The organism is Cribrihabitans pelagius (genome assembly GCF_048820915.1).
Classification (GTDB): domain Bacteria; phylum Pseudomonadota; class Alphaproteobacteria; order Rhodobacterales; family Rhodobacteraceae; genus Cribrihabitans_A; species Cribrihabitans_A pelagius.
The window spans coordinates 1-11,327 of the sequence record NZ_JBMERR010000045.1 but is presented as its reverse complement, the minus strand read 5'-3'; the positions used below and the strand labels follow the sequence as shown (position 1 = coordinate 11,327).

The 11,327-nt window shown below is 66.0% G+C and carries 7 protein-coding genes and 1 pseudogene; 6 read left to right on the top strand and 2 right to left on the bottom strand.

The genetic code is table 11. The annotated features are described in order from the left end of the window. Positions 1-507: 507 nt before the first annotated feature. Positions 508-855: pseudogene (locus ACOHX0_RS21355) on the bottom strand (IS5/IS1182 family transposase); the annotation flags it as partial. A 256-nt stretch (positions 856-1,111) separates the two neighbouring features. On the opposite strand from ACOHX0_RS21355, the gene ACOHX0_RS21350 reads away from it, so the two are divergent. The 4 genes from ACOHX0_RS21350 (at position 1,112) to fdhF (ending at position 7,180) form a co-directional block, all read left to right on the top strand. Then, positions 1,112-1,660, top strand: a complete 549-nt coding sequence (locus tag ACOHX0_RS21350) for a winged helix DNA-binding protein (RefSeq protein ID WP_420679268.1) — start codon at positions 1,112-1,114, stop codon at positions 1,658-1,660. Between the two features lie 48 nt (positions 1,661-1,708). Then, a complete protein-coding gene (locus ACOHX0_RS21345) occupies positions 1,709-2,617 on the top strand; it encodes a LysR family transcriptional regulator (RefSeq protein ID WP_420679266.1) in 909 nt (302 codons plus the stop codon). A gap of 96 nt (positions 2,618-2,713) precedes the next feature. Then, complete coding sequence (locus ACOHX0_RS21340) at positions 2,714-4,402, top strand: NAD(P)H-dependent oxidoreductase subunit E (protein WP_420679265.1); 1,689 nt, start codon at positions 2,714-2,716, stop codon at positions 4,400-4,402. 3 nt (positions 4,403-4,405) lie between these two features. Then, positions 4,406-7,180, top strand: coding sequence for a formate dehydrogenase subunit alpha (gene fdhF, locus ACOHX0_RS21335; protein ID WP_420679264.1), 2,775 nt, complete (start codon positions 4,406-4,408; stop codon positions 7,178-7,180). 301 nt (positions 7,181-7,481) lie between these two features. On the opposite strand, the gene ACOHX0_RS21330 is transcribed toward fdhF, so the two are convergent. After that, a complete protein-coding gene (locus ACOHX0_RS21330; protein WP_420679263.1) occupies positions 7,482-8,132 on the bottom strand; it encodes a TetR/AcrR family transcriptional regulator in 651 nt (216 codons plus the stop codon). A gap of 131 nt (positions 8,133-8,263) precedes the next feature. Here ACOHX0_RS21330 and ACOHX0_RS21325 point away from each other — a divergent pair, with 131 nt between their 5' ends. Then, complete coding sequence (locus ACOHX0_RS21325; protein WP_420679262.1) at positions 8,264-10,309, top strand: oxidoreductase; 2,046 nt, start codon at positions 8,264-8,266, stop codon at positions 10,307-10,309. Between the two features lies 1 nt (position 10,310). Then, entirely contained in the window at positions 10,311-11,042 is a 732-nt protein-coding gene (locus ACOHX0_RS21320; RefSeq protein WP_420679261.1) for an NAD(P)-binding domain-containing protein, read from the top strand. Positions 11,043-11,327: the final 285 nt, after the last annotated feature.

Here is an 11,327-nt window from a genome sequence, read left to right as displayed (position 1 = left end):
TTTGACGGACACGTCCAGACCAACATAATGCAACATGGTCGTTCTCCTTCACGGCTGGTTTTGCTGAGGCCGATCTTATCGGACCTCGTTCGCCCTGGGAGAGCGGCCGCCGCAAACACACCATGTCGTTCGGCGCCACTCAATCTGAAGTTGCGGTGAACGGCGGCAAAGTCCCGCACTGTGCAAGTTGATGGTCCATAATTTTCTGCACGCTGTCTGAATGGCCGAGTTGCCCTCTGCCGTGCGGCGGGAGTTTTTCGGCGGTGCAGCGGGGCGGGGCGCTGCGAGCGCACGCAACGAGTTTTTGACAGGTCCGCTGTGGGCTCAATCCGATCTTCTTCTGCGACTAGGCTGTAGGTCTGTTTCCAATTGGCGAACGGCAGGAGCCGCCCGCCAAAGTGGTTCAGATATCGATCCGTTACGCTATGCTCAGCGCATCTTCCAACTCGACGCGGCTTTGTTGCGCAAATACGGTGATGGGGAGGCCTCCCCTTTCCCCGGACGGACTTACCCCACGGCCTCTGTGACAGGGATGCCAAGAGCTGTGTGCCGGTTCAGGACGGCGGCGCGGACTTGGATTTCCGCGGCCTGCCGGTCGAAGTCTCCGGCCATCGGGGATTGGCCAAGGAGCTTGATACAGTTCATCTTGCTCTCGACACGGCTCCGGCGATGGTCTCCGCTGCATCGCCGCCAGACGGCGCGGCCGAAGTGTCGCGAGGCATTAACCGCCCCGTTCCGGGCGATGGCTCCGGCACTTGCGGGTTTCCAGGACTTGGCGTTCTTGCGCGGCGGCACCCGGATCATCTCCGGGTCAAACCAGATCGGCAGCGATCCGCGCTGTTTCAGCGCGTCATGGTAAGACGGCCAGTTCGTGGTCTTGTGCTTCGCAGGGGCCCAACTGCACATGGCTTCCAGCTATCAGGCAGGATTCACACAGTGAATCCCAAGCCGGATTTATTCAGCAAAGCCGGTTGAAGCGCAGGGGCGGGATGCGGTAAAAGTATTCAATCTTAAGTTGATTTTCATTTTGTTTGAGACAAATGGCCGGCAGGGCTGTTGTTCCTGGACATATGGATTTGGAGAAACCCTTTGGCAAAAGTGATTGACCGACGTGAATGATATGGTGCCCGAATCCCGCCTGAACGCGGATGACGCCGTTGTGCAGGAGGCGGCTGGCGATCGCCTGGCGCAAACCCTCAGCAATCTGGAACTCGCGGTGCAACGGGCCCGCGAAGGGCTGGTGCGCTGGCAGGCGGACTGCATGGCGGGGGCGGCTGCGCTGCCGGCCGCCGGCCCGGAGGTCACGCTGCTGATGCTGCTGGCGGGGCGGGGTGAGCAGGGCTGTTCGGTCAAGGAAATGGCCCGGCAGACCAATCGGGCTGACATTCCCAATATCCAGTATTCCCTGCGCAAGCTGGCGGGCGCCGGTCTGGTGGACAAGCGCGGAGCGGGGCGGACGGGCGTCACCTATCATCTTTCCGACCAGGGGGCGGAGCTGGCGGCGGCCCTCTCCGGCCTGCGCGCCCAGGTGCTGCTGCCGATGCTGGAGGCGCGCTCCGGCCTGGCCGGGGGGCTGACCGCCGCGGCCGAAGTGCTGGACGGTCTGACTGCGCTTTATGGCGCGGCGGGCCGCGCCGCTGCCGCGCGGCAGACCGGCTGACACCTCAGCGCCGTTGCGCCCGGGCCCGGCGGCGGCCTATGCTCGGGCATGATCGAACTCAGGGATTTGCAGCTGCTGACCGCGCTGGCGCGGCACCAGCATTTCGCCAAGGCGGCGCAGGACTGCGGCATGTCGCAGCCCGCATTCTCCATGCGCATCCGCAATCTGGAGGAGCGGCTGGAGGTCTCCATCGTGCGCCGCGCCAACCGCTTTCAGGGGCTGACCGAGGAGGGTATGATGATCGTGCGCCGGGCGCGGTCGATCCTGGACGATGCCAAGGCGCTGGAGCAGGAGATTGCTGCCGCGCGGGGCGAAGTCACCGGCACGCTGGTGCTGGGGGTGGTGCCCACCGCCACCGCCTGGGCCGCGCGGCTTGCGGACCGGCTGCACCAGGCGCATCCGCGTATCTTGGCGCGGATCGAGGTAACCACCTCTATGGCGATCCAGCAGCGGCTTTATGACGGCACCATCGACGCGGGCATCACCTATGGCGACAGCATGGGCCGCGAGCTGGTGACGGTGCAGCCGCTGTATGAGGAAAGCTACGTGCTGATGGCGCCGGAGGCGATGGTGGCAGGCCGCGGCGCCAGCATCAGCTGGGCGGAGGCCGCTGAACTGCCGCTCAGCCTCCTGGACCAGCAGATGCAGAACCGGCGCATTCTGGACCGGATCTTTGCCGACTTGGGGCTGAAGCCGCGGATCGTCTCGGAATCCAGCGGTTTCATGGCGTCGATCGTGCTGGCGCGGGAGGGCACCTCGGCCACGATTCTGCCCCGCGCGCTGCCCGAAGCACTGGGCACATTGGGCGGAACCCGCGTTCTGGCACTGGAAGCACCCGAGCAGGCGCGGCCGATCTGCATCGCGACGCTGGACCGGACCCCGGAACTGACCACGCTCAGGGCGCTGAAAGAGGTGGTTGCGACGTTTGCGGACGATCAAGTGCCGCAAATGGCGTGATAAGCTATCCTTATCGTGCCTTCCAAATTTCATATTTGACGATATTCTTTCTTGATGACATTTCCGAAGCGGACGACGTGCTGACGGGAGGACACCATGGCACCATTGGATGATAGCAAGGGCGTCTGGAAGTCCGGCAAGGGCAAGGGGCGCCGCACGCCCAAGGGCCGCCAGCTGGATGACGGCGCGCTAAGCGAGGTTCAGGCGCTGCTGGGGAGCCGCCCGCGCAACCGCGATCTGCTGATCGAGTTCCTGCATCTGATCCAGGATGAATACGGCCACCTGAGCGCCGCCCATATCCGCGCCTTGGCAGAGGAAATGCGGGTGGGCCAGGCCGAAGTCTATGAAGTGGCAAGCTTCTACGCGCATTTTGACGTGGTGAAGGAGGGCGAGACCCCGCCGCCCGCGCTGACCATCCGGGTCTGCGACTCGCTGTCCTGCGAGCTGGCGGGGGCACAGCAGCTGAAACAGGCGCTGGAAGACGGTCTCGATGCCTCGCAGGTCCGCGTTCTGCGCGCGCCCTGCATGGGCCGCTGCGACACTGCTCCGGTGCTGGAAATCGGCCACAACCACATCGACCGCGCCACCCCCGAAAAGGTGCAGGCGGCGATTGCCGCGGATGACACCCACGCGCACATTCCGGACTACGAGACGTATGCAGCCTATGAGGCCGAAGGCGGCTATGCCGCGCTGAAGGACTTGCGCGCGAAGGGCAATTGGGAAGATGTGCAGGCCAAGGTGAAAGAGGCTGGCCTTCGGGGCCTCGGCGGCGCGGGCTTCCCCTCGGGCACCAAATGGGGCTTCGTGCGTGCCAACGAAGGCCCGCGCTACCTCGCTGTCAACGGCGACGAGGGCGAGCCCGGCACCTTCAAGGACCGCTACTACCTGGAGCGCACTCCGCATGTCTTCCTCGAAGGCATGCTGATCGCCGCCTGGGCAGTCGAGGCGGAGAAGGCCTTCATCTACATGCGCGACGAATATCCGGCGGTGCTGGAAATTCTCGCAACCGAGATCAAGGCGCTGGAAGACGCGGGGCTGGTCGCGGAGGGCTACATCGACCTGCGCCGCGGGGCAGGGGCCTATATCTGCGGCGAAGAGTCGGCCATGATTGAATCGATCGAAGGCAAGCGCGGCGAGCCGCGCCACCGCCCGCCGTTTGTGGCGCAGGTCGGCGTATTCGGCCGCCCGACCCTGGTTCATAATGTCGAGACGCTCTACTGGGTCGCCAGGATCTGCCGTGAAGGTCCGGAATGCCTGAATGCGGTGGAGAAGAACGGCCGCAGGGGCCTGCGCAGCTACTCTGTGTCGGGCCGGGTGAAGAACCCGGGCGTGCACCTGCTGCCCGCCGGTTCCACCATCACCGACATCATCGAGGCCTGCGGCGGTATGCTGGAGGGGCACGCCTTCAAGGCCTACCAGCCGGGCGGCCCGTCCTCCGGACTGCTGCCTGCGTCGATGGACGACGTGCCCCTGGATTTCGACACGCTGCAGCCGCATGGCACCTTCATCGGCTCGGCCGCCGTGGTGGTGCTGTCCGATCAGGATTCCGCCCGCGATGCGGCGCTGAACATGCTGCGCTTCTTCGAGGATGAAAGCTGCGGCCAATGCACCCCCTGCCGGGTCGGCTGCGAGAAAGCGGTGAAGCTGATGCAGGCGCCGAAATGGGATCAGGGCCTGTTGGAGGAGCTGAGCACCGCGATGGTCGATGCCTCGATCTGCGGGTTGGGCCAAGCGGCGCCGAACCCGATCCGCCTGACCATGAAACACTTCCCGGATGAGGTCTGAGCCATGACCAAGCAAATCACCTTCACCCTTGACGGCGAGCAGGTCACGGCTGACGCGGGCCTGACCATCTGGGAAGTCGCCAACGGCCGCGGCCTCAAGATCCCGCACCTCTGCCACAAGCCGCAGCCCGGCTACCGCCCGGACGGCAACTGCCGCGCCTGCATGGTGGAAATCGAGGGCGAACGGACGCTGGCGGCCTCCTGCATCCGCGAGCCTGCCGAAGGCATGGTCGTCACCACCAACAACGCCCGCGCCGAGGGCGCGCGCAAGATGGTGATGGAACTCCTGCTCGCCGACCACCCCGAGCGGGAGGTGGCGCACGACAAGTCCTCCCATATGTGGGACATGGCGGATCTGAACGGAGTGACGGAATCCCGCTTCCCCAAGATGGAAGAGGGCCGCATCCCGCTGCTGGACGACTCTCACGTCGCCATGAAAGTGAATCTGGATGCCTGCATCTCCTGCGGGCTCTGCGTGCGGGCCTGCCGCGAAGTGCAGGTCAATGATGTGATTGGCATGGCGGGCCGCGGCCACGAGGCCTTTCCGGTCTTCGACATCGACGATCCGATGGGCGCCTCCACCTGCGTGGCCTGCGGCGAATGCGTGCAGGCCTGCCCGACCGGCGCGCTGATGCCCGCCACTGTGTTGGACGACGCCCAGGTGGGCGACAGCAAGGACTACGACAGCGAGACCGAAAGCGTCTGCCCGTTCTGCGGCGTGGGCTGCAAGGTTTCGCTCAAGGTGAAGGACGGCAAGGTCAAATACGTCGAGGGCATCAACGGCCCCGCCAACGAAGGCCGGCTTTGCGTCAAGGGCCGCTTCGGTTTTGACTACATCCACCACCCGCACCGTCTGACCAAGCCGCTGATCCGGCGCGAGGACGCGCCTGCGAAGGGGCTGAACGTCGATCCCGGCAATCTGGCGACCCATTTCCGCGAAGCGACCTGGGAAGAAGCGCTGGACCTGGCCGCCAAGGGGCTGATGCGCTTGCGCGATGAAGACCCGAAAGCGGTGGCGGGTTTCGGCTCGGCGAAATGCACCAACGAAGAGGCTTATCTCTTCCAGAAGTTCATCCGCCAGGGCTTCAAGCACAACAATGTCGACCACTGCACCCGTCTGTGCCACGCGTCCTCCGTCGCGGCGCTGATCGAGAATGTGGGCTCAGGCGCCGTGACCGCGACCTTCAACGAGATCGAGAACTCCGATGTGGCGATCATCATCGGCGCCAACCCGATCGAGAACCACCCCGTCGCGGCGACTTATTTCAAGCAGTTCACCAAGCGCGGCGGCAAGCTGATCGTGATGGATCCGCGCGGCGTCGGCATGCGCCGCTACGCGACCGAGATGCTGCAGTTCCGCCCCGGCGCCGATGTGTCGATGCTGAACGCGATCATGAATGTGATCGTGGAAGAGGAGCTCTACGACAGCCAGTACATCCACCGCTGGACCGAGAACTGGGAAGCCGAGAAGGAACACCTGCGCCAGTTCACGCCCGAGAAGATGTCGGAGATCTGCGGCATCGAGCCGGAGCAGCTGCGCCGGGTTGCGCGGATGTTTGCAGGGGCAAATGCGGGCCTCATCTTCTGGGGCATGGGGGTTTCCCAGCATATTCATGGCACGGATAATTCCCGCTGCCTGATCTCGCTGGCCCTTATGACCGGCAATGTCGGCAAGCCGGGTGCGGGCCTGCATCCCTTGCGCGGCCAGAACAACGTGCAGGGCGCATCCGATGCGGGCCTCATCCCGATGTTCCTGCCGGATTACCAGACCGTCACCTCGGATGACGTGCGCCGCAGTTTCACCGATGTCTGGGGCGGCGGCGACTTCTCGAACGAGAAGGGTCTCACGGTGACCGAGATCGTCGACGAGGTCTATGCCGGCAACATCCGGGGCATGTACATCCAGGGCGAAAACCCGGCGATGTCGGACCCGGATGTGGACCACGCCCGCGACGCTTTCGCCAAGCTGGAACTGCTGATCGTGCAGGACATCTTCCTGACCGAGACGGCGAACTTCGCGGACATCATCCTGCCCGCTTCGGCGCTTTACGAGAAGAACGGCACCGTCTCCAACACCAACCGCCAGGTGCAGCGGGTGCGCCCCGCGGTGGCGCCTCCGGGTGAAGCGCGGGAGGACTGGCAGATCACCGTCGACCTGGCGCAGCGCATCGGGCTGCCGTGGCAGTACGGGGACGTGTCGGAAGTCTTTGCCGAGATGAAGCTCAATATGAAGTCGCTCGACAACATCACCTGGGAGCGGCTGGAGACGGAGACCATTACCTACCCCTCTCTGCATGAGACCGATCCGGGCCAGGCGATTGTGTTCGGCGACGGCTTCCCGCGCCCAGAGGGCCGCGCGCGGTTCACCCCGGCCTCGGTGATCCCGCCGGATGAGGCGCCGGATGCGGAGTATCCGATGATCATGACCACCGGGCGGCAGCTGGAGCATTGGCACACCGGGTCGATGACGCGGCGCTCCAAGGTGCTGGACGCGGTGGAGCCGGAAGCGAACTGTTCGCTTAACCCGCGCACGCTCAAGCTGATGGGGATCGCGCCGGGCGAGATGATCCGCCTCACGACCCGCCGCGGCTCGATCGAGATTATGGCGCGGGCCGACCGGGCTATTGCCGAGGACATGGTGTTCGTGCCGTTTGCCTATGTGGAGGCGGCGGCCAATATCCTCACCAACCCGGCGATCGACCCCTATGGCAAGATCCCGGAGTTCAAGTTCTCCGCGGTGCGGGTCGAGAAGATCGAAGGCCAGCTCGCGGCGGAATAACGCCTGGCCGGAGGCTGATGGAACAGGCGGGCGCGGAGCCAATGGCTCCGCGCCCGCGCATTTTCGGGGGCGCCGCGCTGACGCGCGGCGCGGCGGCGGCAGACGCGGGCTCCCGGGCAGGGCGCAGGCCGGGGAGAGCTGCCTCACTGCGGGCTTTGCCCGAAGCGACCCGCGCCGCGCCTGAAGGGCGCGCCGCGCGGCCCAACGGCGGTACGGGCCGCTTTGCGGCCCGCGGCTGTGGGCGGGAGGGTCTGCCTGTGCTTGCCTCTGCGCGCGGCAGGCTGGGCGGCGAGGTCCGGCGTCAGGGCGCGTTGGCCGCGCCGGGCTTTTCCGTTGATGCGGTGTGGCGGGCGTGGAAGCGGTTCAGATCGCGCTGCGACGGCGGCTTGCCGGAAAACACAGTGACCCAGCCCGGCATCAGGGAAATCCGCTTGTCCCGGCGCTCATGCACCTGCATCGCGATATAGCCGGTTTGGGTGTAAAGCATGGTGCGGGCGCGCAGCAGCGCCTCCTCCGGTGCGTAGCCGAAGCGGGCAAACATCGCGGTCAGCGCCGCTTCGCGCCGCGCGTCGGCACGGTCGAGCCGCAGCTGCAACCCGGCATCATTGCGCGCCCAGTTGCGGATCGCGAGGTCCAGCCGGGAATCGAACAGCGCCGTGTCGATCCAGCAGTCGAAGAGGTTGAACAGCGCCTCGGCGATGGTCTCGGCGTAGGCCGCGCTGCGGGCCACCAGATTGCCGGTATTCTTCTCCTCCCAGCGCCGGATCATCGCCTCCAGCAGCGCCTCGCGGTCCGGGAAATGCCAGTAGAAGCTGGTGCGCGAGACGCCGAGCTGCCTGGCCAGCGGCATCACCTTCACCGCCTCCACACCACTGTCGCACAGGACCGCGTGGGCGGCACTGAGCCAGTCGTCTTCGCTCAGCCGCGGGCGGAGGGTGTCTGTCGTGCGCATGGGGCAGCCTTAGCAGCCGCTCCGGCTCCCGGCAAGTTTTCCCGACAGGCATGAATGTTTAATTGACACATGTGTCAAGTTCCTGTCCCATCCCAGACAGCCCAGACCCCCGTTCCAGGAGACCCATGCCAATGTCCAAGGACCCGCTGCTGCAGCCCTATCAGCTCAAGCACCTGACGCTGAGAAACCGGATCATGACCACCAGCCACGAACCGGCCTACCCGGAGGACGGCATGCCCAAGGAGCGCTACGCCGCCTATCACGCCGAGCGGGCCAAGGCGGGCGTGGCGCTCACGATGACCGCCGGCTCCGCCGCGGTCAGCCGCGACAGCCCGCCGGTCTTCAACAATATCCTCGCCTGGAAAGACGAGGTCGTGCCCTGGATCCGCAACCTCACTGACCAGGTGCACGAGCATGGCGCCGCGGTGATGATCCAGCTCACCCACTTGGGCCGCCGCACCGGCTGGAACAAAGGCGACTGGCTGCCCTCCATCAGCTCCTCCCGCCACCGCGAGCCTGCACATAGGGCGTTCCCCAAGCTGGCAGAGGACTGGGATATTGCCCGCGTGATCTCCGACTTCGCCGATGCGGCGGAGCGGATGAAGGAGGGCGGCATGGACGGGATCGAGCTGCAGGTCTACGGTCACCTGCTCGACCAGTTCTGGTCGCCGCTCACCAACGATCTCGACGGGCCCTATGGCGGTCAGTCGCTGGAGAGCCGGATGCAGCTGCCGATGGACGTGCTGCGCGCGGTGCGGGCCCGGGTCGGGGAGGAGTTCATCGTCGGGCTGCGCTACACCGCGGACGAGACGCAGGCGGGCGGCATCTCGCCGGAGGAGGGGCTGGAGATCTCCAAGCGGCTTGCCGCCACCGGCATGGTGGACTTCCTCAATGTGATCCGCGGCCGCATCCACACCGACCCGGCAATGACCGATGTGATACCGGTGCAGGGCATGAAGTCGGCGCCGCATCTCGATTTCGCGGGCGAGGTGAAGAAGGCCACCGGCATGCCCACCTTCCATGCCGCGCGCATCCCAGATGTCGCCACCGCTCGCCATGCGGTGGCGGAGGGGCTCTTGGACATGGTGGGCATGACCCGCGCCCATATGGCCGACCCGCATATCGTGAAGAAGATTATCGAGGGGCGCGAGGACGACATCCGCCCCTGCGTCGGCGCCACCTATTGCCTCGACCGGATCTACCAGGCGGGCGATGCGCTCTGCATTCACAATGCGGCCACCGGGCGCGAGCTGACGATGCCGCATGTGATTGCGCCCGCCGCGGAGCGCAAGCGGGTAGTAATCGTCGGAGCCGGTCCCGGCGGTCTGGAGGCCGCGCGGGTTGCGGCCGAGCGCGGCCATGGTGTCACTGTGCTGGAAGCCGCCGCCGCGCCTGGCGGCCAGCTGCGGCTTACTGCGCGGAACCCGCGCCGCCGCGAGATGATGGGCATCATCGACTGGCGCATGGCGCAGTGCGCCGCCCGCGATGTGGCCTTCCGATTCAATACCTGGGCCGAGGCGGAAGACGTTCTGGCGCTGAAGCCGGATGTGGCGATCATCGCAACCGGCGGGCTGCCAGATACCGGCCTGTTTGAAACCAAGGGAGAGACACCGGGGGCGGTCACTGCCTGGGATCTGATTTCGGGCGATGTGAAGCCGGGCGGGCAGGTGCTGATTTACGATGAAAGCGGCGACCACCCCGGGCTGATGGCCGCCGAAGTGGCGGCTGCCGCCGGGGCAAGCGTCGAGGTGATGACCCCGGACCGCGGCATCTCGCCCGGAATCATGGGGATGAACCTTGTCCCCTACATGCGCGCGCTGCAGGACAAGGATGTCCGCTTCACCGTCGCCCGCCGCCTTCTGGCGGTGGAGCCCGCTGGCAACCGGCTGAGTGCGGTGATCGGCACCGACTACAGCGCCCACAGCACCCGCGCGGAGTATGACCAGGTGGTGGTGAACTACGGCACCCGGCCGCTCGACGACCTCTACTTCGCGCTGAAAGAGCTGTCTTCAAACCGGGGCGAGGTGGACCACGAGGCGCTGGCCGCGGGCCGTCCCCAGGACCTCACTCCCAACCCGAAGGGCTGCTTCCAGCTGTTCCGCATCGGCGATGCGGTCTCGGCCCGCAATACCCACGCCGCGATTTACGACGCACTGCGGCTGATGAAGGAGACCTGACATGCGGCTGGGATTTATCGGATGCGGCACCATCTCCTCGGCAGTGGTGCGCGGGCTGGGCGGCAAGGGGCACGAGATCCTGGTGTCGGAACGCGGCCGCGTGCATTCCGCCGCCCTGGCGGCGGAATGCCCGGAAGTCACCGTGGCAGGCAACCAACCGGTGGCAGACGGCAGCGACGTGGTCTTCCTAGGCTTGATGGCCGGGCAGGCGGCTGAGGTTCTCGGCGGGCTGACGTTCCGGGAAGGGCAACAGGTGATCTCCTTCATGGCTGGGCTCGCTCTTGATGAGGTGGCACAGCTGGTGGCGCCCGCGAGAGCTGCGGCCATCGTGCTGCCCTTTCCCGCCATCGCGCGGGGCGGCTCGCCGGTCCTGGTTCTGGGCGACGCGGTGCTGGCGGAAGGCATCTTTGCACCGGACAATACCGTTTTCGCGCTCAAGGACGCAGGAGAGCTGGACGCCTACCTCTGCGCTCAAGCCGTGCTGTCGCCTGTGGCCGGCCTGCTTGCGCAGGCGGGGCATTGGCTGGGCACCCGGGTAGAGGATGCCGCCAAGGGGGAGACGTTCCTGCGGATGCTGGCCGCCACCAGCCTGGCGGACAGTACGGCTGAAGACCTGATCGCGGCCCTCAACACTCCCGGCGGCTATAACCAGCTGCTGCGGGTTCATATGGAAGCGGCGGGGCTTGGGGCGGAACTCGCATCCGGGCTGGACAGGCTTTCCGGGCGGGGTTGAGACATTGGCTGCCTTCTTGGTGGCTTTGCCCCCGGCCCTTTGGGCCTTCCCCGGGGTATTTGGGGTCAGAAAGGCGGGCGGGCGGAATCGGGTTTGGCGGTTCACGGGCGGTTCACGGGCGGGTCCGGGGCGGGTCCGGGGTGAGTTTGTCGGTGAGTCTGGCGGCGGGGCTGTGGGTAAGCGGCGCGAGTCTGTGGATAAGGCGGCGCGGCGGGGGAGGGGGGCTGGATTTTGGGGCTGCGGGCCGCAAAACCGGGTCAGGGGGGCTGACTTTTTTGCAGTGTA

Coding starts and splice junctions, on each gene's coding strand:
- ACOHX0_RS21320 (WP_420679261.1), top strand. CDS start 10,311: ATGCGGCTGGGATTTATCGGATGCGGCACCATCTCCTCGGCAGTGGTG.
- ACOHX0_RS21340 (WP_420679265.1), top strand. CDS start 2,714: ATGGCACCATTGGATGATAGCAAGGGCGTCTGGAAGTCCGGCAAGGGC.
- fdhF (WP_420679264.1), top strand. CDS start 4,406: ATGACCAAGCAAATCACCTTCACCCTTGACGGCGAGCAGGTCACGGCT.
- ACOHX0_RS21325 (WP_420679262.1), top strand. CDS start 8,264: ATGTCCAAGGACCCGCTGCTGCAGCCCTATCAGCTCAAGCACCTGACG.
- ACOHX0_RS21330 (WP_420679263.1), bottom strand. CDS start 8,132: ATGCGCACGACAGACACCCTCCGCCCGCGGCTGAGCGAAGACGACTGG.
- ACOHX0_RS21345 (WP_420679266.1), top strand. CDS start 1,709: ATGATCGAACTCAGGGATTTGCAGCTGCTGACCGCGCTGGCGCGGCAC.